This window comes from Brachybacterium sp. AOP25-B2-12, from assembly GCF_052378625.1.
Lineage (GTDB): Bacteria > Actinomycetota > Actinomycetes > Actinomycetales > Dermabacteraceae > Brachybacterium.
Map to the genome: position 1 here is coordinate 51,652 of NZ_JBQSXW010000006.1, position 20,971 is coordinate 72,622.

The 20,971-nt window shown below is 72.2% G+C and carries 18 protein-coding genes; 11 read left to right on the top strand and 7 right to left on the bottom strand.

Annotated features, from left to right (window positions below; genetic code table 11):
• The first annotated feature begins 230 nt into the window (after positions 1 to 230).
• Genes ACT3TZ_RS06185 through ACT3TZ_RS06195 form a run of 3 tightly spaced genes read left to right on the top strand, consistent with a single transcriptional unit; the run spans position 231 to position 3,756 of the window.
• Positions 231 to 1,721, top strand: a complete 1,491-nt coding sequence (locus ACT3TZ_RS06185; protein ID WP_444582635.1) for an MmgE/PrpD family protein — start codon at positions 231 to 233, stop codon at positions 1,719 to 1,721.
• Complete coding sequence (prpB, locus tag ACT3TZ_RS06190) at positions 1,721 to 2,632, top strand: methylisocitrate lyase (RefSeq protein WP_444582636.1); 912 nt, start codon at positions 1,721 to 1,723, stop codon at positions 2,630 to 2,632. Before ACT3TZ_RS06185 ends, prpB begins: the two co-directional genes overlap by 1 nt.
• Positions 2,632 to 3,756 carry a bifunctional 2-methylcitrate synthase/citrate synthase gene (locus tag ACT3TZ_RS06195; protein WP_444582524.1) on the top strand — a complete coding sequence of 375 codons (1,125 nt, stop codon included), beginning with the start codon at positions 2,632 to 2,634 and terminating at the stop codon, positions 3,754 to 3,756. The genes prpB and ACT3TZ_RS06195 overlap by 1 nt, the downstream gene beginning before the upstream one ends.
• A 24-nt stretch (positions 3,757 to 3,780) precedes the next feature.
• Here the strand turns inward: ACT3TZ_RS06195 and ACT3TZ_RS06200 are convergent, their stop codons facing one another.
• Entirely contained in the window at positions 3,781 to 4,668 is an 888-nt protein-coding gene (locus ACT3TZ_RS06200; RefSeq protein ID WP_444582525.1) for a CPBP family glutamic-type intramembrane protease, read from the bottom strand.
• 186 nt (positions 4,669 to 4,854) lie between these two features.
• Between ACT3TZ_RS06200 and ACT3TZ_RS06205 the strand changes: the two genes are divergently transcribed.
• Positions 4,855 to 6,075, top strand: coding sequence for a hypothetical protein (locus ACT3TZ_RS06205; protein ID WP_444582526.1), 1,221 nt, complete (start codon positions 4,855 to 4,857; stop codon positions 6,073 to 6,075).
• Between the two features lie 55 nt (positions 6,076 to 6,130).
• Here the strand turns inward: ACT3TZ_RS06205 and ACT3TZ_RS06210 are convergent, their stop codons facing one another.
• From ACT3TZ_RS06210 to pdxH, 3 genes are all read right to left on the bottom strand, one after another.
• The gene (locus ACT3TZ_RS06210) at positions 6,131 to 6,631 is read right to left on the bottom strand and encodes a GNAT family N-acetyltransferase (RefSeq protein ID WP_444582527.1); all 501 of its coding nucleotides are present in this window, start codon (positions 6,629 to 6,631) and stop codon (positions 6,131 to 6,133) included.
• 48 nt (positions 6,632 to 6,679) lie between these two features.
• Positions 6,680 to 6,949, bottom strand: coding sequence for a hypothetical protein (locus tag ACT3TZ_RS06215; protein ID WP_444582528.1), 270 nt, complete (start codon positions 6,947 to 6,949; stop codon positions 6,680 to 6,682).
• A gap of 190 nt (positions 6,950 to 7,139) precedes the next feature.
• Positions 7,140 to 7,904: a pyridoxamine 5'-phosphate oxidase gene (gene pdxH / locus ACT3TZ_RS06220; protein WP_444582529.1), complete on the bottom strand. Its 765-nt coding sequence runs from the start codon at positions 7,902 to 7,904 to the stop codon at positions 7,140 to 7,142.
• Positions 7,905 to 8,123: 219 nt separating this feature from the next.
• Here pdxH and ACT3TZ_RS06225 point away from each other — a divergent pair, with 219 nt between their 5' ends.
• From ACT3TZ_RS06225 to ACT3TZ_RS06245, 5 genes are all read left to right on the top strand, one after another.
• Positions 8,124 to 9,755, top strand: coding sequence for an ABC transporter substrate-binding protein (locus tag ACT3TZ_RS06225; protein WP_444582530.1), 1,632 nt, complete (start codon positions 8,124 to 8,126; stop codon positions 9,753 to 9,755).
• Positions 9,752 to 10,864: an ABC transporter permease gene (locus tag ACT3TZ_RS06230; protein ID WP_444582531.1), complete on the top strand. Its 1,113-nt coding sequence runs from the start codon at positions 9,752 to 9,754 to the stop codon at positions 10,862 to 10,864. The genes ACT3TZ_RS06225 and ACT3TZ_RS06230 overlap by 4 nt, the downstream gene beginning before the upstream one ends.
• Before the next feature lies 1 nt (position 10,865).
• Positions 10,866 to 11,918 carry an ABC transporter permease gene (locus ACT3TZ_RS06235; protein WP_444582532.1) on the top strand — a complete coding sequence of 351 codons (1,053 nt, stop codon included), beginning with the start codon at positions 10,866 to 10,868 and terminating at the stop codon, positions 11,916 to 11,918.
• Entirely contained in the window at positions 11,915 to 13,636 is a 1,722-nt protein-coding gene (locus ACT3TZ_RS06240; protein WP_444582533.1) for a dipeptide ABC transporter ATP-binding protein, read from the top strand. The genes ACT3TZ_RS06235 and ACT3TZ_RS06240 overlap by 4 nt, the downstream gene beginning before the upstream one ends.
• A gap of 234 nt (positions 13,637 to 13,870) precedes the next feature.
• Entirely contained in the window at positions 13,871 to 14,278 is a 408-nt protein-coding gene (locus tag ACT3TZ_RS06245) for a rhodanese-like domain-containing protein (RefSeq protein ID WP_444582534.1), read from the top strand.
• 35 nt (positions 14,279 to 14,313) lie between these two features.
• On the opposite strand, the gene ACT3TZ_RS06250 is transcribed toward ACT3TZ_RS06245, so the two are convergent.
• The 3 genes from ACT3TZ_RS06250 to ACT3TZ_RS06260 form a co-directional block, all read right to left on the bottom strand.
• The gene (locus ACT3TZ_RS06250; RefSeq protein WP_444582535.1) at positions 14,314 to 15,474 is read right to left on the bottom strand and encodes a M4 family metallopeptidase; all 1,161 of its coding nucleotides are present in this window, start codon (positions 15,472 to 15,474) and stop codon (positions 14,314 to 14,316) included.
• Between the two features lie 354 nt (positions 15,475 to 15,828).
• Positions 15,829 to 16,320, bottom strand: coding sequence for a GNAT family N-acetyltransferase (locus ACT3TZ_RS06255; RefSeq protein ID WP_444582536.1), 492 nt, complete (start codon positions 16,318 to 16,320; stop codon positions 15,829 to 15,831).
• Positions 16,321 to 16,351: 31 nt separating this feature from the next.
• Positions 16,352 to 17,713, bottom strand: a complete 1,362-nt coding sequence (locus ACT3TZ_RS06260; RefSeq protein ID WP_444582537.1) for an MFS transporter — start codon at positions 17,711 to 17,713, stop codon at positions 16,352 to 16,354.
• 621 nt (positions 17,714 to 18,334) lie between these two features.
• Here ACT3TZ_RS06260 and ACT3TZ_RS06265 point away from each other — a divergent pair.
• Together ACT3TZ_RS06265 and ACT3TZ_RS06270 are read left to right on the top strand one after the other, a co-directional pair.
• On the top strand, positions 18,335 to 19,552 hold the full coding sequence (locus ACT3TZ_RS06265) for an acetyl-CoA C-acetyltransferase (RefSeq protein ID WP_444582538.1): 1,218 nt from the start codon (positions 18,335 to 18,337) through the stop codon (positions 19,550 to 19,552).
• Positions 19,552 to 20,841, top strand: a complete 1,290-nt coding sequence (locus tag ACT3TZ_RS06270) for an acyl-CoA dehydrogenase family protein (protein ID WP_444582539.1) — start codon at positions 19,552 to 19,554, stop codon at positions 20,839 to 20,841. The genes ACT3TZ_RS06265 and ACT3TZ_RS06270 overlap by 1 nt, the downstream gene beginning before the upstream one ends.
• Positions 20,842 to 20,971: the final 130 nt, after the last annotated feature.

Consider the following 20,971-nt stretch of genomic DNA (forward strand, 5'->3'; position numbering starts at 1 on the left):
GACGTCCCGTGACCCCTGCGTCACGACGGAAGCCGGCTCCACGGGGCGGACCACGGCCGGGCCTCGTCGGACGACGCCGGGCACCGGCCGGCCTCGCCGGGTCGCGAGCCGCGCCGCGAGCCGAGCCCGCCTGCCCCACCGCCCGGCCCCTCCCCACCCCACCCCCCTACACTCGTCCCCACGACATCGCCGTCCGCGAAGGGGAGCCCGTGCGCCGCCATCTCGTCCGTATGCACACCAGCGCCGAGGGCCTCGCGCCCGCCGATCAGCTCGCCGGGAGGATCGCCCGGGTGGCGCTGGACCCCGTGGCGGTCGAGCCCGAGGTCGCCGAGATGATCGTCAACCGGGTCATCGACAACGCGGCCGTCGCCGTCGCCTCCCTGCACCGGGCGCCGATCCTCGCCGCCCGCGGCGCCGCCGAGGCGAACCCCATCACGGACGCCTCCGCAGGTCAGGGCGCCACGGTGCTCGGGATCCGGGGGCGCTTCGCCCCCGAGTGGGCCGCGTACGCCAACGGGGTGGCCGTCCGGGAGCTCGATTTCCACGACACGTTCCTGGCCGCGGAGTACTCCCACCCCGGCGACAACATCCCGCCGCTGCTGGCGGTCGCCCAGCACACCGGCTCCGACGGCGCCGCCCTGCTGCGGGCCGTCGCCACCGGGTACGAGATCCAGATGGACCTGGTCACCGGCATCAGCCTCCACGCGCACAAGATCGACCACGTGGCCCACCTGGGGCCCTCGGTCGCCGCGGGGATCGGCACCCTGCTGGACCTGCCCGAGGACGTCGTGTTCCACGCGATCGGCCAGGCGCTGCACACCACCACCGCCACCCGGCAGTCCCGCAAGGGACAGATCTCGACGTGGAAGGCCTCGGCCCCGGCCTTCGCGGGCAAGATGGCGATCGAGGCGGCCGATCGGGCGATGCGCGGCCAGAGCGCCCCCTCGCCGATCTGGGAGGGCGAGGACGGCGTCATCGCCTGGCTGCTGGGCGGCCCGGACGCCCGGTACGAGGTGCCGCTGCCCGAGCCCGGCGAGCCCAAGCGCGCGATCCTCGACAGCTACACCAAGGAGCATTCGGCCGAGTACCAGGCCCAGGCGTGGATCGACCTGGCCCGCCGCTTCGGCGCCGAGCACCCCGAGGTGCGCGATCCCGCGCAGGTCGCCTCGATCGTGCTGGCCACGTCGCACCACACCCACTACGTGATCGGATCCGGCGCGAACGACCCCCAGAAGTACGACCCGACGGCCAGCCGCGAGACGCTGGACCACTCGATCCCGTACATCGTGGCCGTCGCCCTGCAGGACGGCGCCTGGGACCACATCGGCTCGTACAGCCCCGAGCGGGCCGCGCGGCCGGACACCGTGGCCCTGTGGCAGCGGATCACCACGGTCGAGGACCCGGAGTGGACGCGCCGCTACCATGCGGCGGACCTCACCGAGAAGGCGTTCGGCGGGCGCATCGAGGTCACCCTCACGGACGGCCGCACCCTCGTCGACGAGATCGCCGTGGCCGACGCCCACCCGCTGGGCGCCCGCCCCTTCGCCCGCGAGCAGTACGTGGCCAAGTTCCGCTCGCTCGCGGCCGGGGTCCTGCCCGATGCCGAGGTGGACCGCTTCCTCGACCTCGCCGTGCGCCTGCCCGAGCTGACGCCCGAGGAGGTGGGGCAGCTGACCGTCGAGGCGCCCGACCTGCCGCCCGCGCCCGGGGGCCTGCTGTGATCCTCGGATCGGCCCGCCCCGCGCACGAGAAGCGGCAGGCGTTCCGGGAGGCCCTGGCCTCGGGTGCGCTGCTGCGAGCCCCGGGCGCCTTCAACCCGCTGTCGGCCCGGCTCATCGAGGACAAGGGCTTCGAGGCCGTGTACGTCTCCGGCGCGGTGATGGCCGCGGACCTCGCCCTCCCGGACATCGGCCTGACCACGCTCACCGAGGTCACCGCGCGCGCCGGGCAGATCGCCCGGGTCACGGACCTGCCGGTGCTGGTGGATGCGGACACGGGCTTCGGGGAGCCGATGAACGTGGCCCGCACCGTGCAGCTCGTCGAGGACGCCGGGCTCGCCGGCCTCCACATCGAGGACCAGGTCAACCCCAAGCGCTGCGGGCACCTCGACGGCAAGGAGGTGGTCGACGAGGAGACGGCGCTGCGCCGGATCCGCGCGGCCGTCCGCGGCCGGCGCGACCCGGACCTGCTCATCATGGCCCGCACCGACGTGCGGGGCGTCGACGGCCTCGACGCCGCGTGCGCGCGGGCCCGGGCTCTCGTCGAAGCGGGGGCCGATGCGATCTTCCCCGAGGCCATGGCCACCCTCGAGGAGTTCGCGGCGATGCGCGCGGCCGTGGACGTGCCGCTGCTGGCCAACATGACGGAGTTCGGCAAGTCGGACCTGTTCACGCACGAGCAGCTCGCCGCCGTCGGCGTGAACCTCGTGATCCACCCCGTCTCCCTGCTGCGCACCGCGATGGGCGCCGCCGAGCGCGCGCTGGACACCCTCACGGCCGACGGGACCCTTGACGCCGAGGTCCCCGCCATGCAGACCCGCGCGCGGCTGTACGAGCTCGTGGACTACGCCGGGTACGCGGCGTTCGACGAGAACGTCGCGGCCTTCGACCTCTCGACGAACAGGAGCCGATGATGACCGACGCCCCCGAGATCCAGAAGGGACTGGCCGGGGTGGTGGTCGACACGACCGCCGTCTCCAAGGTCGACCCCGCCACCAACTCGCTGCTGTACCGCGGCTACCCCGTCCAGGACCTCGCCGAGCAGCGCTCCTTCGAGGACGTCGCCCACCTGCTGTGGCACGGGGAGCTGCCCACCCCCGCGCAGCGGGAGGCGTTCACCGCCGCGGAGCGCGCGGCGCGCGCCCTGGACGACGGGGTGCGTCAGGTGGTGGACCTGCTGCCCCTCACGGCCCACCCGATGGACGTGCTGCGCACGGCCGTCTCCGTGATCGGCGCCGCGGACCCCCGGGCCGAGGACCCCGATCCCGAGCAGGCGCTCGCCGCCGCTCAGCGCCTGTGGGCCCAGCTGCCCGCGATCATCGCCTACGACCAGCGGCGACGCCGGGGCCAGGACCTGGTCCCGCCACGAGAGGACCTCGGGTTCGCGGCGAACCTGCTGTGGATGACCCACGGCGCCGAGCCCACCGCGCTCGAGACCGAGGTGTTCGACGCGTCGATGACGCTGTACGCGGAGCACTCCTTCAACGCCTCGACGTTCACGTCGCGCGTGGTCACCTCCACCCTCTCGGACCTCTACTCGGCGGTGGTCGCCGGGATCGGCGCCCTCAAGGGACCCCTGCACGGCGGGGCGAACGAGGCCGTGATGGTGATGTTCGAGGAGATCGGCACCGCCGATCGCGCCGCAGCGTGGCTCGATGAGGCGCTCGCGAGCAGGCGCAAGATCATGGGCTTCGGGCACCGGGTCTACAAGAACGGCGACTCGCGGGTCCCGGCGATGAAGGCGGCGCTGGACCGCCTGGCCGCCGAGCGCGGCCGTGAGGACCTGCTGGCCCTGTACGACGCGCTCGCCGGCGCGATGGACGACGCCAAGACGATCAAGCCCAACCTCGACTACCCCAGCGGCCCGGCGTACCACCTGCTGGGCTTCGACACCGCCACCTTCACGCCGCTGTTCGTCGCGAGCCGGGTGACGGGGTGGACCGCGCACGTGCTGGAGCAGCGGGCTGCGAATGCGCTGATCAGGCCGTTGTCGGAGTACGTGGGGCCGACGAGGCGCGAGGTGCCTCCGGTCGGGTGAGGGCGAGGTGGGTGCGGGGAGAGATCACCGCGTGTACGGGCCGTGCGCCGCGACCTCCGACCACCGATCGGGACGGATCCGCAGCGCGATCACCGTGCCCGCGACGGCATGCCCCGCCCCCAGGAGCATCCACACCACCGGCCCATCGGCGATCAGCCCCGCCGCCGCGAGCGAGGCCGTCCCCAGGTGCACGCCGCCGTGGATGCCGATCGCGGCCCACACCGACCCCATCGCGACCGCCAGGAAGCCCGCACTGATCGCGAAGCCGAAGGGGACCACCAGGTAGACGACGTGCTCGATAGCGCTGCGCTGGCCGCCCTGGGAGATCAGGTGAGGCACCGCGAAGGCCACCGCGGCCACGAGCACGGCGAGGACGGGCCGCCCAGACAGGCTCGAGAGCAGATACCCCCGGAACAGCACCTCCTCCCCGACGCCCTGCAGCACGAACGCCTGCAGCAGCACGAAGACGACGACCACCCAGATGGGTACGGACGCGATCTCGCCCACCAGCTCGTCGCCGAGCTCGCGTCCGATCCCCATCGCCCGGGCGAGCAGCTGGACGACGAGCCCCACGCCCACCGAGATGGCGACCCCCAGGAGCAGACCGACGAGCGCCCGGGCGTCGAATCGCAGCCCCAGGTCGCGCCAGCGGCGCCGGTCGATCCCGCGGACCAGGGCCCAGGAGGTCAGCAGGTACAGCGCGAGGGTGATGATGCAGGCGATGGCCATGCCGAGCAGGGCGGTCGCGTCGTCCGAGGAGGTCAGCAGCGCGGCCAGCGGGGGGATCGCCGCGACGGTCAGGCCGCCGCCGAGCGCGGCCACGAGCAGTCCGAGGATCGAGAGGAGGAGTCGCGCCCAGACCGGAGCACGCGGTGCGGGAGTCGACGCGGTGGAGGCGCTGGGTGCGGACATGGACCCATCGTGGTGTCCCGACGGCTCCGGGGCATCGTCCGAAGGGACAGGATCCGCCGGTTCGGCACCCGGAGGACGGCGTGAGGGCGTCCGGTGGCGGGCCCTCCACGTATCCTGTGCGCACCCTCCACCGAGCTCGCACGCCGGAGCCTTGTCCGAGCCCGTCGGCCTGGACAGAGTGACGGCATGTCCCGCTCCCAGGCTCCCCGGAGGATCCTCCCGCGCCCCGGTGCCGTCGGCGCCGCCCTGGTGCTCGCCGCCGTGATCGTGCTCCTGGCCGCGGCTCTGAACACGTCCATGCTGGGCCCCGACCCCGCGCTCGCCTTCGACTGCAACGACACGACCTGCGAGGACCTCTGGATCGATGCCTGGATGCATCACCGCGAGGTGGCGCTGTGGACCCTCCCGGCGTTCCTCGGCGGATGGGTGCTGCTGGGCCTCGGGCGCCTCCGCGGATCCGCGCCATCGGCCCCGGATCGAGCCCGCCTCCCCGTGCCGTCGACGGGGACGCGGATCGGTGCGACCGCGGTCCGGGCCGGTGCGCTGCTCGTGGCGATGGTCGCGCTGTCGACCCACGGCCTCGTCCTGCTCCTCCTGGGGCCGATCCCGCTGCTGGTCGGCGCACTCGTCCTCGCCTCGATCTGCATCGGTGTCGCGACCGCCCTGCTGCAGCGGGCCGGCGTGGGGCGTCGCGCGGCCTGGTTCCTGGGAGGCGCCGAGACGGGAGTGGGCGCGGGGCTGCTGGTCATCGGCCTGCCGCGGGTCATCGGACCGGCGGGCCTGGAGATGTGGCGCCTGGTGCTCGTGCAGGCGACCGTGGCGATCCTGGTCTCGGCGCTGCACGAGGGTCTCGCCATCGCAGGTGCACGGCGAGCGCGTCGCATCGCGCACGCCGTCGAGCCTGCGGGACGCCCGTCGCTCGCTCCAAGCGCACGGGTGGGGGAGGCGGCCGCCGTGATCGTCCTCGCACTGCTCGTGGTGTGGGCATCGTCCCCGGTCGCCGCTCCGCCGCAGGACGTGCGGTCCCAGGGCGAGTGGATGGTCGTCCCCGAGCCGCAGGCCGATCCGGTCGTCGTGACGCCCGTCGAGATCCCTTCCGCCGCGGCGCGTCCGCCGCTGGTGGGAACCACGCCTGCTCCGGAGCCGCCCGAGCTGCAGGGCCTCCCCTCGGACGCGCCCTACGAAGGCGTGCTGCTCGCACCCGGGGCGCGAGCCACCGCCGAGCTCTCCTGGCCGGGGTACCGGGATGCCGCGGATACGACGACTCCCCAGACCGCCGGGATCCGTCTCGCCGACGGCACGCTCGCCACGGCGTCGTCGGAGGGGCGCGGCGGCTCGGGATCCCGGGCGCCCTTGGACATCGTGGACGGTGCGGTGATCGAGGTGGGGCGGTGGCAGGTGGTGTGAGATCGCGTCGCTCCCACGACGGCAACAGGCATCGACCGGACCCCCGCGGTGCAGGTCACCGCACCATCCGCACCTCCCGCAGCCCGTCGAGCCGCGGATCGGACAGCGCCCGGCCGTCCCGGGTGAAGCCGAGCTTGGCGTAGAACCGCTGGGCGCGGGGGTTGGGATCGGCCACCCAGAGCTGAGCGGGGCGGCTTCCGAGCACCGCGGACACCAGGGCGGCGCCGGCCCCGCTGCCGTACAGGTGCGGCAGGACGTACAGCATCCTGATCGCCTCGTCGCGGGCGGGATCAGGCTCCTCGGGGGCGCCGAGGACCACGAAGCCCTTGACGGCGCCGTCCCCGCCGCGGGCCACGCGGATCGCTCGGGCGAGCTCCTCGGCGGAACGCCGCGACAGCATCTGCTCCCACATCTCCGTGCGACGCGCGAGCGCCGCCTCGTCGTAGAACCGCGCGGGCAGGAGGTCGGCGTACGCATCGCGCCAGCCCTGCACGTGGACACGGGCCAGCAGCGGGGCGTCGGCGACGGTGGGGACATCGAGGCGGAAGGTGCTCACCGCGCCATTGTGGACGGATGCCCCGCCCCGAAGGGCACGCGACGATCGTCAGACGGGCAGGACCCGCCACGCGTCGCGCCCGGCACGGTGCCGCGGCATCGTCGGCACACGACGGCGTGCCCGCTCCCGGGCGTCGGCCGCGAGGATCAGCGCGGTCTCCTGCTCCTGGCGCGTCCACCGCTGGGTTCGGAGTGCCCGCAGGGCGGTCAGCTCGTCGGCGTCGCCCCAGGTGGGATCCAGAGGACGGTAGGTGATCGGGGCCGCGCCGGTGGGATCGGTCGCGGTGTCGGGCTGCGGGTGACGGTCGGTGGTGCTCATGGCCTCATGCTCCTGTCTGCTCATGAGCGGATCCGACCTGCGCGCTGTGACCGGGCTGTCAGTCCGGCGGCGGGAGGGTCCGCTGCGGTGATGACCTCAGCGTGGCCCGACGGGGCAGGCGGGCGCGTCCACCCGGGGGACCTGCGGGGTCCCCGCCCGGGAGGATCTTCCGGGACGCGGCGCAGACCTCTCAGGGCTGGATCCGGTGCTGGGTCCACAGGCCGTCCGGCAGGTCCCTCTCGTAGACCACCCGGTCGTGCAGCCGGTCGCGGCGGCCCTGCCAGAACTCGATCCGGTCCGGGACGATCCGGTACCCGCCCCAGAAGGCCGGGCGCGGCACCTCGATGCCCTCGAACCGCGCCTCGGCCTGCACGTACGCCGCCTCGAGCGCGTCCCGGGAGGACACCGGGCGCGACTGCTGGGAGGCCCAGGCCCCGAGCTGCGAGCGGCGCGGTCGGGAGGCCCAGTAGGCATCGGCCTCGGCCGCGGAGACCTCCTCGACGCGCCCGTCGGCACGGACCTGGCGCTGCAGGGGATACCAGGGCAGGAGCAGCGATGCCCAGGGCACGGCGCGCAGCTGGCGCCCCTTGTCGGAATCCTGATTCGTGTAGACGACGAACCCGGCGTGGTCGTACGACTTCAGCAGGACGGTCCGCGAGCGCGGACGTCCGGCCGATGCGGCCGGTCGCCCCTTGTCGCCCGCGGAGCGGCACACGTCGACGGTCGACAGCACCACGGCGGTCGGCTCGGGGAGGTCCCCCACCTCCTCGCGGCGCGCGAAGGCGTCCTCGACCCAGCGGTCCAGCAGCGGCCACGGCGCAGGTCCCGGGTCATCGGCCAGGGAGCCCGCGAGATAGTCCGTGTGCTCGGTGGACAGGCGCGCCCGCCGGAGCGCCTCCGCGTCGGGCTCGACGGGGAGCGCGGAGGAGTCCTGCGGGCGGTCGTGGCCGGTCATGCGCCGAGTGTAGGCATCGCGCCGTCACCGCGTTCCCTCCACATCACGGTTCCGCAACACCTGGTCACAGGACGGGCACGAGCGGCACGGGCATCCGGGCGCGGTGCTAGCTTTCGGAGCACCACGGCGTCGTGACTCCTCGTCCTCGCCGTCCAGACCAGGCCCCGGCGCGCCCCCACCCAGGGATCGCCGCGGCACTGCACACCGGGAGGAAACCCCATGTCAGACGCCCTCTTCTCTCCGCGCCGTCGCAGCGTGCTCCTCGCCCTCGCGGGAGTGCCCGTGCTCCTGACGGCCTGCGCGCAGACCACCGAGGGCGGTGGCTCCGGCGACGGCGGCGACGGACTGACCTTCGGCACCACCGACAAGGTGACGTCCCTCGACCCGGCGGGTGCGTACGACAACGGCTCCTCCGTGGTCCACACCCAGTGCTACGGCTACCTCATGAACACCGAGATCGGCACGAAGGACGGCATCCCCAAGCCCGACCTCGCCGAGTCCGCCGAGTTCACGAGCGACACCGACTTCACCGTCGTCCTCAAGGACGGCCTCACCTTCGCCAACGGCAACGCGCTGACCAGCAAGGACGTCAAGCACACCTTCGATCGCCAGCTCGGGATCAACGACCCCAACGGCCCGGCGAGCCTCCTGGCCAACCTCGACTCCGTCGACGCCACGGACGACAAGACCGTCGTGTTCCACCTCAAGGAGCCCAAGGACCAGACCTTCGCGTACATCCTGGGCAGCCCCGCCGGCCCGATCGTCGAGGCCGCATCGTTCCCGGCCGACAAGCTCGCGACCGACGACGAGATCGTCAAGGCCAAGGCCTTCAGCGGCCCGTACCAGATCTCGAGCTTCAAGCTCAACGAGCTCATCGCCTTCACGGCATTCGACGGCTACAAGGGCCTGTTCGGCAAGCCCAAGACCGCCGGCGTCTCCGCGAAGTACTACGCCGACGCCAACAACATGAAGCTCGACATCCAGCAGGGCAACGTGGACGTCGTCTTCCGCTCGCTCTCGGCCACCGACGTCGAGTCGCTGAAGAAGGACGACAAGGTCACCGTGCACGACGGCCCCGGCGGCGAGATCCGCTACATCGTCTTCAACTTCGACACCATGCCCTACGGCGCCAAGGCCGACGGCGCGGATCCCGCCAAGGCGCTCGCCGTGCGCCAGGCCTTCGCGGACCTCGTGGACCGCGAGGCCATCGCGAGCGCGGTCTACAAGGACACCTACACCCCCCTGTACAGCTACATCCCCGACGGCCTGCCGGGTGCCGGCACCCAGTTCAAGACCGAGTACGGCGACGGCCAGGGCAAGCCCGACGCCGCCAAGGCCCGCCAGCGCCTCGAGGGCGCCGGCGTCACCATCCCCGTGACCCTCGCCCTGCAGTACAACCCCGACCACTACGGGGAGTCCTCCGGCGACGAGTACGCCGCAGTGAAGTCGCAGGTGGAGAAGGACGGCCTGTTCACGATCAACCTGCAGTCCACCGAGTGGGTCCAGTACTCCAAGGACCGCACCGCCGACGTCTACCCCGCCTATCAGCTGGGCTGGTTCCCGGACTACGCCGACGCCGACAACTACCTGGCCCCGTTCTTCTCCAAGGACAACTTCCTGGCCAACCACTACGACAACCCGCAGGTCCAGGAGCTCATCGCCCAGCAGCGCGGCACCGACGACAAGGCCGCCCGCGAGCAGCTGTTCGTGCAGATCCAGGACCTGGTCGCCGCGGACATCTCGACCCTGCCGCTGCTGCAGGGCTCCCAGATCGCCGTCTCCACGAAGGACCTGCAGGGCGTCACCCTCGACTCCTCGTTCAAGTTCCGCTTCGTCCCGCTGGCGAAGTGACCTCGGCGATCGAGACCCCCGAGGACGGGGGCGCGGACCCTGTCGCGCTCCCGTCCCCCGGGAAGCCCGCCGCGAAGCGGCGTCGCGGGGGAGGTCTGGGCCGTTACATCCTGGTGCGGTTCCTGCTCATCATCCCCACCGTGCTGATCCTCATGACCGTCGTCTTCTTCCTCATGCGGATCACGGGGGACCCGATCACTGCCGCCCTCGGCGGACGCCTGACCCCCGACCAGCTGGCCGCGCGCCGAGCCGAGGCCGGCTACGACCGCCCGCTGATCGTGCAGTACTTCGACTACCTCGGCGGCGTGCTGACCGGGGACTTCGGCACCACCTACACGGACAAGCAGCCCGTCACGCACGTCCTGGCGACCTACGGCTCGGCCACCGCCGAGCTCGTGCTGTACGCCGTGATCGTCGCGCTCGTCATCGGCGTGCCGCTGGGGATGATCGCTGCGCGCTACCGCGACCGGGCACCCGACGCCGTCCTGCGGATCCTCGCGATCCTCGGGTACGCGACCCCGGTGTTCTTCGTGGGCCTGCTGCTCAAGCTGATCTTCTCGGTGGGGCTGGGCTGGTTCCCGGTGGCCGGGCGCGTCTCGAGCCGCGGCGAGCTGTCGATGGGACAGATCCTGAACCCCTCGCCGTTCTACCTCCTCGACGCGATCCGCCTGGGCGACCCGTCGCTGATCCTCGACGTGCTGTCCCACGCCGTCCTCCCGGCGATCGCCCTGGGGGTGCTGACGGGCGGGATCTTCCTGCGCCTGGTGCGCACCAACCTCATCGGCACCCTGGAGATGCCGTACGTGGACTCGGCCCGCTCCCGCGGCGTCGGCGAGCCGCGCCTCGTGGCCCGGCACGCGCTCCGGCCGGCGCTGATCCCCATCGTCACCGTGATGGGCATGCAGATCGCGATGATGCTCGGAGGCGCCGTGCTCACCGAGACCACCTTCGAATGGAAGGGGCTCGGCTTCATGCTGGCCCAGTACATGCAGGCCCGCGACTACGTGGCCGTCCAGGGCATCGTCATGATGCTCGCGGTGATCGTCGCGGTCTCCAACTTCCTGGTCGACGTCATCGCCGCCCTCATCGACCCGCGCGTGAGGTACTGACATGACCCTCTCCACCCCTGCGCCCCCCGGCGACGACAACGCCGCACAGGCGGCGCTCGCCGCCGAGGGCGCCCGTGCCGCCGAGACCGCCGACGCCCCCCTGTGGAAGCGCCTGCCGATCATCAGCCACCTGCGCCGCAGCGTGGGCCTGCAGCGCGGCATGCTCGTCACGGGCCTCGTGCTGACCGGTCTGCTGCTGCTGCTCGCGCTGCTGGCCCCGCTCGTGGCACCCTACGGCTATTCGGCGACCTCCGCCGACGGCACGGCCTTCGGCACCCAGCTGCCGCCGGGCACCCCCGGGCACCTGCTGGGCACCACCGTCTCCGGCTTCGACGTGCTGTCCCGGGTCATCTGGGGCACCCGCACCGCCGTGGCGGTGATGGTGTGCGCGGTCATCGCCTCGATCATCCTGGGCGTGGCCCTCGGCCTGGTCTCCGGCTATGTGGGGGGCTGGCTGGACCGGATCCTCGTGATGATCGCCGATGCGGTCTACGCCTTCCCCTCGCTGCTGCTGGCGATCGTCATGTCGATCGTGATCTCCAAGGGGCAGTCGAGCTTCTGGGGCGGCATCTTCGCCGCCGCCATCTCGATCACCGTCGTCTTCGTGCCGCAGTACTTCCGCGTGATCCGCGCCGAGGTGGTGCGGCTGAAGGCCGAGCCGTTCGTCGAGGCCGCGAAGGTCGTCGGCACCGGGCACGGACGGATCATGCGCGTGCACCTGCTGCGCAACGCCACCCGCACCCTGCCGCTCATCTTCACCCTCAACGCCTCCGAGGCGATCCTGACGCTGGCCGCCCTGGGCTTCCTGGGCTTCGGCATCGAGCCCACCAAGGCGTCGGAGTGGGGGTACGACCTCAACCGCGCCATGAGCGACGCGACCAGCGGGATCTGGTGGACGGGCCTGTTCCCGGGCCTCGCGATCGTCCTGGCGGTGCTCGGCGTGACGCTGGTCGGCGAGTCGATCAACGACCTCAACGACCCGCGCCTGCGCACCCGTAAGAGGCGCCGCGCCGCCCGCCGGGCCACGACCACCTCCGAGGAGGCCCGCGCATGAGCGAGAAGACGACGATCCCCGCCGGAGGGTCGGAGGCATCGGCGAAGGCACGGCTGTCGATCCGCGACCTCGACGTGCATTTCGCGACCGATGCCGGGGACGTGCACGCCGTGCAGGGCGTGAGCCTGGACGTCGCCCCGGGACAGATCCTCGCGCTCGTCGGCGAATCGGGCTCCGGCAAGTCGGTGACGGCCCGCTCCATCCTGGGTCTGCTGCCGGAGACGGCGACGGAGTCCGGGGCCGTCCTGGTCTCGGGCACCGAGGTCGTGGGCCTGCACGGCGCCCGGCTGCGGGCGCTGCGCGGCGAGGACGTGTCGATGGTGTTCCAGGAGCCCTCGAGCGCCCTGAACCCCGTCTTCCCGATCTGGTGGCAGATGGGGGAGGGGCTGCGCGCCCACCACCCCAAGATCACCGGCTCGCAGATCCGGGCCACGGCGATCAAGGCGCTGGCCTCCGTCGGCATCCCCGATCCTGCCGGCGCGATCAGACGCTTCCCCCACGAGTTCTCCGGCGGCCAGAAGCAGCGCATCATGATCGCGATGGCGCTGTCGCTGGGCGCCGAGCTGATCGTCGCCGATGAGCCCACCACCGCGCTCGACGTGACCGTCCAGGCCGAGATCCTCGAGCTGCTGCGGGACGTCCGCGACGGCTTCGGCACGTCGATCGTGATCATCACCCACAACATGGGCGTCGTGGCCGATCTCGCCGACGAGGTGGCCGTGATGTACCACGGGCGCGTCATCGAGCGGGCCGGGGTCACGGAGCTGTTCGCCCATCCCCGCGAGGAGTACACCCGGTCGCTCCTGGGTGCCGTGCCCCACCTGGGTCGCAACAGCGCCTGGGAGGCTCTCGACGCGGCCCAGCGGACCGCCCTCGACGAGGCACCGTCCGTGGTCGAGGCCCGTGACCTCGTGATCGAGTACCCGGGCCGTCTGGGGCGTGCGCCGTTCCGTGCCGTCCACGGCGTGGACCTCACCATCCGCGAGGGCGAGGTGTACGGCCTGGTCGGCGAGTCCGGCTCGGGCAAGACCACGATCGGCCGCGCCATCGCCGGGCTCGAGAAGGTCAGCGACGGCAGCCTCACGGTGCTGGGGCACGAGATGCTCGGCATCAAGGAGCGGGCGTTCAAGTCAGCCCGCAAGGACATCGGCTTCGTCTTCCAGGATCCCTCCACGAGCTTCAACCCGCACCTGACGATCGAGGAGTGCATCGCCGAGCCGCTGATCGTCCACGCCCGGGACCAGTCGGCGGCCACCCGCCGGGCCCGCGTGCAGGAGCTGCTCGATGCGGTCCAGCTGCCCGGGGAGTACGCCCGGCGCTACCCGCACGAGCTCTCGGGCGGCCAGCGTCAGCGGGTGTCCCTGGCCCGCGCGCTGGTCCTGGACCCGAAGCTCCTGATCGCCGACGAGCCCACCAGCGCGCTCGACGTGTCCGTGCAGGCCACCGTGCTCGCGCTGTTCCGCGAGCTGCAGCAGCGCCTGGGGTTCGCGGCCCTGTTCATCAGCCACGACCTCGCAGTGGTGGACTCCCTCGCGCATCGGATCGGCGTGCTGTACCACGGGGAGCTCGTCGAGGAGGGGCGCGGACCGGACGTCCTGCAGCACCCGCAGGACGAGTACACCCAGAAGCTCATCGCGTCCCTGCCCGTGCCCGATCCCGTCGAGCAGGCACGGCGGCGCGCGGTGTTCCAGGAGCACTGGGGCCGTCAGGCGGGCTGACATCGGGGGACCGTGGGCGACATGCGCCGAGCCCGATGCGGAGGCGGGCGCCCTGCTGGATGCCCTCGGCTCCGATGCCGGGGACCAGCCGGAGACGGTGCAGGCCGCGCAGGTCCGAGGGCCGCTCCCGGAATGCCCGTGGCGCCGCACGCCGTCACACTGCGTGCCGCCCCCGGGCATCGGCAATACGGTGGGATCCATCGTCGGAGACGCCCTCGACCCCAGGAGACAGCCATGACCGCCACGCACGAGAACACGCCCGAGATCCTCCACGAGGACACCCTGATCAGCCCCGAGCAGGCCGTCGCACGCCAGCAGGACGGCGCGCTGCTCATCGACGTGCGCAGCGCGAAGGGCCAGGCCCAGGACGGGCTCATCGCGGGCGCCGTGCCCGTGGCCAAGGCGGATGCCCCCGCCGCGCTCGACCCGCGCTCCCACACGCGCATCCCCGAGCTCAGCGGCGACCTCGACCAGGAGGTCGTCGTGTTCTGCGGCTCCGAGGCCGGATCGGACCCCATCGTCGACCAGCTGCGCACGGACGGGTACCGCAACGTCCACCAGATCGCCGGCGGCGTGACCCGCTGGCTGGCCGATGGACTGCCCACCACGCCGGTCGAGGACGCCTCGGACGCGACCGCCTGAGAGATGCCGGGCGCCCGCGGCCAGCGAGGGTGTGCTCAGCTCACCTCGACCTCCTGCCAGGCCGCGCGGACCGCATCGGCCTCCCGCCCGCCGGCGCCGAACCGTGCCTCGGCGCTGACGACCGTGGCCGCCGCGAACGTCGCGAAGCTCGCGTCCTTGGGCAGGGTCCGGGACGTCATGACGTCGTACCAGATGCGGCCCGCGCCCTCCCAGGCGTGCCCTCCGATCGCGACCGCCGCGAGGTAGAAGGCGTGGTTGGGGATCCCGGAGTTGATGTGGACCCCGCCGTTGTCGTGGTCCTCGTCGTGCGGGAGCACCTGGTAGTCCGCCATCGTGGCGGGCTGGGGATCGACCCCGAGGACGGGATCGTCGTACGCCGTTCCGGGTGCCTTCATCGAGCGCAGCGCCACGGCGTGCACGCGGTCGGTGAACAGCCCCGCCCCGATCAGCCAGTCGGCCTGCGCGGCGGTCTGCCCGCGCAGACGCTGCGCGACGAGCGCCCCGAACACGTCGGACACCGACTCGTTCAGCGCCCCGGACTGCCCGACGTACGTCAGCCCTGCGGTGTACTGCGTGAAGCCGTGCGTGAGCTCGTGGGCGATCACGTCCACGCTGTCGGTGAACGAGGTGAAGACCTCGCCGTCGCCATCGCCGAACACCATCTGACGCCCGTCCCAGAAGGCGTTCTGGAAGTCGCGGTCGTAGTGGACGGAGGCGACGAGCGGCAGGCCCCTGCCATCGAGCGAATCCCTCCCATAGACCTCCGCGAAGAGCTCGAACGTCGAGCCCAGGCCGTCGTAGGCCTCGTTCACGGACTCGTCGGCCACCGGGTCCTGGCCCTCACGGCGGGCCAGGGGCCCGGGGAGGTCCGTCCCGTGCTGTGCGTCGTGGATCGAGCGGTCCGGGGCAGGCGGTGTCGACGTCTCCGACGGGACGGTCGGTGCCGGGACGGTGTCGGCGCGCAGCGACTGCGTGCGGCCCCCGAGCTGCGGGGGGACGAAGCCCGTGGCGCCGGGGGAGGTGCGGCCCGGTCCGGTCGCGGAGCGCACCTCGCGGGTGGGCTCGAGCCCGATGCGGCCCTGGAGCGTGTGCTGCGCGCACCGGGCGACGTAGGGGTCCGCGTCCTCGGCGAGGCGGTGCAGCAGGTGCGGAGGGATGATCGAGCAGCGGGTGGCGGTCCGGGGTGTGGTGGCCATGATCCAGTGTGCCTCCGGGGTGTGACGAAGCACAGGCCGGATGATCCTCAGGCCCGAGGACCCCCAGGCCGGATGCAACTCTGGCCCGGGGAACTTCTCGGCTGACCAGCCTCATCTTCGGTCGGCCTCATCTTCGATTAGCGTCTGCTCCGATTAGCGCCTCATCGCCGACGAACCTCATCCCCGGCGAACCGCAGCTCCGACGAACCGTTGCCCCGCTCCAGCATGGTCCCGCGCCCCCGCGCCCCCGCGCCCCCGCGCCCCCGTGCCCCCGACGCTCGGGCGAGGAGGTGAGGTCCGGCATCCTCGGCCGCCACGGCGTCGTCCACACGGAGCGGACGAACCGCGTGCAGGTCACAGGAGATGCTTGACCAGGAGCTGGTCGTGCTCCTGCGCGTGGTGGACGGCCCCATCGGGCCCCATCCAGTCGTACTCGATGACGTCGCGGACGCCCGTGGCGCGGTATCCGAGCCGCGCGTACAGGCGCTGGGCGTCGAGGTTGTCCTCGCCCACGCCCATCGCCACGGTCGGATGGCCTCGCCGACGCGCCTCCTGCTCGGCCGCCGCAACCAGGGCGGTGCCCACGCCCGAGCCACGGTGCTCGGGCCGGACCTGCAGGTGGCAAAGCCCGGCAGCCTCCGGGAACGCCGCCCGGGCATCGTCCCCGATCACCCCGTCGCAGCGGAGCACCGCCGCACCGAGCGGTTCGTCGTCCTCCCATGCGACGAGGTACGGGGCGCGGCCGGCCCGGCTGCGTGCGAGGTGCGCCTCGTGCACGCCGCCCGGGACCGGCCACCGCGAGGTCAGCGCCGCGAGGTCGAGGTCGGTGCAGGCTCGGATCTCCATGGCACCATCGTCCTCTCCCACCGACCACGCCTCACACGGACGCCGGCGCCACCTCCGCCTCGTCGGTGCCCTCGAGGTCCTGCGGCTTGATGAGGGAGATGCCGCGGGACTCCTTGATGGTGGCGACCGTGACGATCCCGATGATGCCTACGGCCGCGAGGAAGAACCCGGGGATGAGCGTGTTGCCGGTGGCGTCGATCAGCCAGGTCAGCACGTACGGCGACGTCCCGGCGAACAGCGCCGCGGTGACGGCGTAGGCGAACGACAGGCCGGTCTGGCGGGTGCGGGTGGGGAACAGCTCGACGACGGTGACGGCGTGGGTGCCCAGGATGATCGCCAGGATCAGCGCGAGGCCCATCGTCGAGACGAACGCGGCCCAGCCGGTCCCGAGGTGCATGAGCGCGAACAGCGGCACCGACAGGACGGTCAGCGCGATCGCGGCGGTGAACAGCACCGGCTTGCGGCCCACGCGGTCCGAGGCGGCGCCCGCCAGTGGCACGACGATCAGCCCGAGCGCCGAGGCCAGCGTCGACAGCAGCGCGGCGCGCCCCGCGTCGAAGCCGAGGTTCACCTCCTGGTAGGTCAGCAGGTAGACCAGCACCACGTAGAAGGTGACGTTCATGAAGATCTCCATGCCGCAGGTCTTCAGGAACTCGCGCCAGTTGCGGCGGAACACCTCCTGGACGGGAGAGGCGGAGATCGTCTCGAGGTCCTGCAGGGCCTTGAACTCCGGGGTGTCCTCGATGCGCCGTCGGATGTAGAGGCCGATGAGCCCCAGCGGCACCGTGATGAGGAAGGCGATCCGCCAGGCCCCGCCCGTGATCTGCTCGGGGGTGAAGACGCTGGAGAGGATCAGCACGGTGAACGAGGCCATCAGGAAGCCCAGGAGGCTCCCGAACTCGAGCCAGCTCACCCCGAAGCCGCGCTTCTTCGCGGGGGAGAACTCGCCGAGGAAGGCGGCCGCGCTGCCGAACTCTCCGCCCGCGGCGAGCCCCTGCACGATCCGGGTGACGATCAGCAGCACGGGGGCCAGCACGCCGATGGTCTCGTAGCCGGGCAGCAGGCCCAGCGCGAGGGTCGACAGGGCCATGGCGAGGATGACGATCGACAGGGTGCGCTTGCGGCCCAGCCGGTCTCCGAGCCGGCCGAAGATGATCGCGCCGATCGGCCGCACGAAGAAGGAGATGGCGAAGACGCCGAACGTCGCCAGGAGGCCCGCGGTGCTGCTGGTCTCGGGGAAGAAGATCTCGGCGATCGTGCTGGCCATGTAGGCGTAGACCGCCCAGTCGAACCAATGGACGAGGACGCCGATGGAACCGGCGATGACGCTCGTGCGCATCGTGCGGGGGTCGATCGCGAGGTCCTTCTGGGCCTGCATCGAGGAGATGCTCATGGGGGTGACCCTTCGGTCGGAGGGATGGTGCCCTTGCGGGATCGGACCAGGATCCGCGCACTCGGTACTTCACTCAAATAGATCGACGGGAGGAACTGCATCGGCATTGATGATGCAGGGGTCCGGTCGGGTGCGTTACCGAAATGTGACCTGTGCACGTGGTGGACGGAGGTCGACGGCTGCCCCGCGTTGAGCCCGGCGCCCGGGTCCGCCCGCGGGGTCGCGGGGCGGGGCGGTGGTCGGTCGGAGGGCGACCTGATCGCGCCGGTCGGGGCGATGGTGGAGTGTCTGCCCGCCGCCCGGGCCTGCTCGCGGGCGCCTTCGTGCCGGTCCTCCCGACCGTTCGTGAGGTGCCTCCTGCGCAGGGCTGAAGGATGCCGGGAGGGAAGTCGACCTCGACGGCACGCCCGATCGCGGGGCGAAGCCCTTGCATCTGGCACGGACGGTGGTAACGGGGGCCCAGGTCACGAAATGGTCACGACGACGCTGGCGGTGGCGGTCGGACCGCCGCCGACGGGCTTGCGCCGATACCTGAAACCGCTAGTATCAGGAACAGTCGTCACGGGAGCCGGCCCTCGCAGACCCTCCCGTGCAGCCGTAGACCCGCTCGAAGGAGTCCCTGTGCCCGAGGCCGTCATCGTCGCCGCCACCCGTTCGCCCATCGGCCGCGCCCGGAAGGGATCGCTCGCCTCGCTGCGCCCGGACGATCTGGCCGCCCAGACCATCCGCGCCGCCCTCGACCAGGTGCCGCAGCTGGACCCCACCCGCATCGATGACCTCCAGCTCGGCTGCGCGATCCCCGAGGGCTACCAGGGCGGCAACCTCGCCCGCACCGTCGCCGTGCGCCTGGGTCTGGACGCCGTGCCCGGCGCCACCGTCACCCGGTTCTGCGCCTCGAGCATCGAGACCACCCGCTCGGCCCTGCACGCGATCCGAGCCGGCGAGGCGGACGTCATCATCTCCGCGGGCGTCGAGTCGATCAGCCACTCCTCCGGCGCCCTCATGGACGACGACGCGCGCGACCCCCTGTTCGCCCAGGCCATGGAGCGCACCGAGAAGCGGGCCCGCGGTGAGGTTCGCACCCCCTGGCACGATCCCCGCGAGGACGGCGAGCTGCCGGACCCCTACATCGTCATGGGCCAGACCGCCGAGAACGTCGCCGAGCTGCGCCACGTCTCCCGTGCCGCGCAGGACGAGTACGCCGTCCGCTCCCAGAACCGCGCCGAGGCCGCGATCGCCGAGGGCTTCTTCGCCCGCGAGATCAGCCCCGTCACCCTGCCCGACGGCACCGTCGTCTCGACCGACGACTCCCCGCGTGCCGGCGTCACCCTCGAGGCCGTGGCCGGGCTGAGCCCCGCGTTCCGGGAGCTGGGCACCGTGACCGCCGGCAACTGCTGCCCGCTGTCCGACGGTGCCGCGGCGCTGATCGTCATGTCCGACGAGCGCGCCGAGCACCTCGGCATCACGCCGCTCGCCCGCATCGTCTCCACGGGCGTGAGCGCCCTGAGCCCCGAGATCATGGGCCTGGGCCCCGTGCACGCCACCCGTCGCGCCCTGCGCCGGGCGCACCTGACGATGGACGACATCGACCTCGTCGAGCTCAACGAGGCCTTCGCCGCGCAGGTCATCCCCAGCGCCGAGGACCTCGACATCCCCGCCGACAAGCTCAACGTCCACGGCGGCGCGATCGCCCTGGGTCACCCCTGGGGTTCGACCGGAGCGCGCATGATCACCACGCTGCTCAACGGCCTGCAGGCCCGTGACGGACACCTGGGGCTGGCGACGCTGTGCGTGGGAGGCGGCCAGGGCATGGCGCTGATCGTGGAGAGGATCAAGTGATGGCGGCGGACAACGGCGGGGTGGGGTTCGAGGGGTCGGGGACGGCAGCACCCGAGAAACCCCTCGCACCGGGCCTTGCTCCCGGTGCGGCGACCCCCGCCGAGCTCCTGGACCGCACCGCGGACCACTTCGCCGTCTTCGCCGACGTCGCGGGGGAGGACCTCGACGCCTGGCAGACCGCCCGCTCCCTCGCCCCGGAGATCCTGCCGCGCCTCGTGGACTGCTGGGACCGCGCCGAGTACCCGGTCGACCTCGTGACGAGGCTCGGCGACGTGGACCTCCTGACCGACGGTCTGGAGGTGCCCGGGCACCGGCACCTCAGCCCCCTCGGCGCCGGCCTCGTGAACATGGAGATCAGCCGCCTCGACGGCTCCGTCGGCACGATGATCGGCGTCCAGGGCGGCCTCGCCCTGCGCTCCATCGTCCTGCTGGGCTCGGACGAGCAGAAGGCCCGCTGGGTCGAGCCGCTGGTCACAGGCACCGAGTTCGGCGCCTTCGCGCTCACCGAGCCCGATCACGGCTCCGACTCCGTATCGCTCGAGACCACGGCGCGCCGCGAGGGCGAGGAGTGGGTGATCACCGGGCAGAAGCGGTGGATCGGCAACGGCGTGGGCGGGCACGTCAGCGTCGTCTGGGCGCGCGTGGACGACGAGAGCGACCCTGCCCTGCACGGCCAGGTCTCCGGGTTCCTCGTCGAGCAGGACCGCGAGGGCTACGACGCCGAGGTGATCCGCGGCAAGGTCTCCCTGCGCGCGCTGCATCAGGCGCTGATCCGCTTGGAGGGCGTGCGCGTGCCGCTCGCCAGCCGTCTGCCGGGGGCCCGGTCCTTCAAGGACACCTCGACGGTGCTGTTCGCCACCCGCGCCGGCGTCGCCTGGTCGGCGCTGGGCCACGCGATCGCCTGCTACGAAGCGGCGCTGCACCACGCCCGCACCCGCATCCAGTTCGGCCGACCGCTGGCCAAGGCCCAGCACGTCCAGGTGCGTCTGGCCACGATGCTGCAGACCCTCACCGCGATGCAGCTCTACTGCCGCCGCCTGGCCGACCTCGAGGCCGCCGGGACCCTCACCCCGGAACAGGCGTCGCTGGCCAAGGTCCACAACACCCGCAACGCCCGCGTCCTGGCGGCCGACGCCCGCGACCTCCTGGGCGGCAGCGGGATCCTCCTGGAGAACCACGTGGTGCGCCACATGGCCGACCTCGAGGCCCTGCACACCTACGAGGGCACGGACACGGTGCAGTCCCTGATCGTGGGGCGCGCGGTGACGGGGGTCGGGGCGTTCGTGTGATCGTCCGTGCGCCCCGGCGGAGCTGACGGGGCTCCGGGGGTCCCGGAGGGTGGCGACAGCAACCTGTGGGACGTCGGGAGCCTGGAGGGCGGCGACGAGAACCTGCGGGACGCGGGGAGTCCGGAGGGCG

What these genes read in the sequence shown, in the direction of transcription:
- ACT3TZ_RS06250 (WP_444582535.1), bottom strand. Translation starts at nt 15,474, where the DNA reads ATGGCCACCACACCCCGGACCGCCACCCGCTGCTCGATCATCCCTCCG.
- ACT3TZ_RS06205 (WP_444582526.1), top strand. Translation starts at nt 4,855, where the DNA reads ATGTCCCGCTCCCAGGCTCCCCGGAGGATCCTCCCGCGCCCCGGTGCC.
- ACT3TZ_RS06195 (WP_444582524.1), top strand. Translation starts at nt 2,632, where the DNA reads ATGACCGACGCCCCCGAGATCCAGAAGGGACTGGCCGGGGTGGTGGTC.
- ACT3TZ_RS06225 (WP_444582530.1), top strand. Translation starts at nt 8,124, where the DNA reads ATGTCAGACGCCCTCTTCTCTCCGCGCCGTCGCAGCGTGCTCCTCGCC.
- ACT3TZ_RS06245 (WP_444582534.1), top strand. Translation starts at nt 13,871, where the DNA reads ATGACCGCCACGCACGAGAACACGCCCGAGATCCTCCACGAGGACACC.
- ACT3TZ_RS06240 (WP_444582533.1), top strand. Translation starts at nt 11,915, where the DNA reads ATGAGCGAGAAGACGACGATCCCCGCCGGAGGGTCGGAGGCATCGGCG.
- ACT3TZ_RS06185 (WP_444582635.1), top strand. Translation starts at nt 231, where the DNA reads ATGCACACCAGCGCCGAGGGCCTCGCGCCCGCCGATCAGCTCGCCGGG.
- ACT3TZ_RS06200 (WP_444582525.1), bottom strand. Translation starts at nt 4,668, where the DNA reads ATGTCCGCACCCAGCGCCTCCACCGCGTCGACTCCCGCACCGCGTGCT.
- ACT3TZ_RS06260 (WP_444582537.1), bottom strand. Translation starts at nt 17,713, where the DNA reads ATGAGCATCTCCTCGATGCAGGCCCAGAAGGACCTCGCGATCGACCCC.
- ACT3TZ_RS06270 (WP_444582539.1), top strand. Translation starts at nt 19,552, where the DNA reads ATGGCGGCGGACAACGGCGGGGTGGGGTTCGAGGGGTCGGGGACGGCA.
- ACT3TZ_RS06215 (WP_444582528.1), bottom strand. Translation starts at nt 6,949, where the DNA reads ATGAGCACCACCGACCGTCACCCGCAGCCCGACACCGCGACCGATCCC.
- ACT3TZ_RS06255 (WP_444582536.1), bottom strand. Translation starts at nt 16,320, where the DNA reads ATGGAGATCCGAGCCTGCACCGACCTCGACCTCGCGGCGCTGACCTCG.
- ACT3TZ_RS06235 (WP_444582532.1), top strand. Translation starts at nt 10,866, where the DNA reads ATGACCCTCTCCACCCCTGCGCCCCCCGGCGACGACAACGCCGCACAG.
- pdxH (WP_444582529.1), bottom strand. Translation starts at nt 7,904, where the DNA reads ATGACCGGCCACGACCGCCCGCAGGACTCCTCCGCGCTCCCCGTCGAG.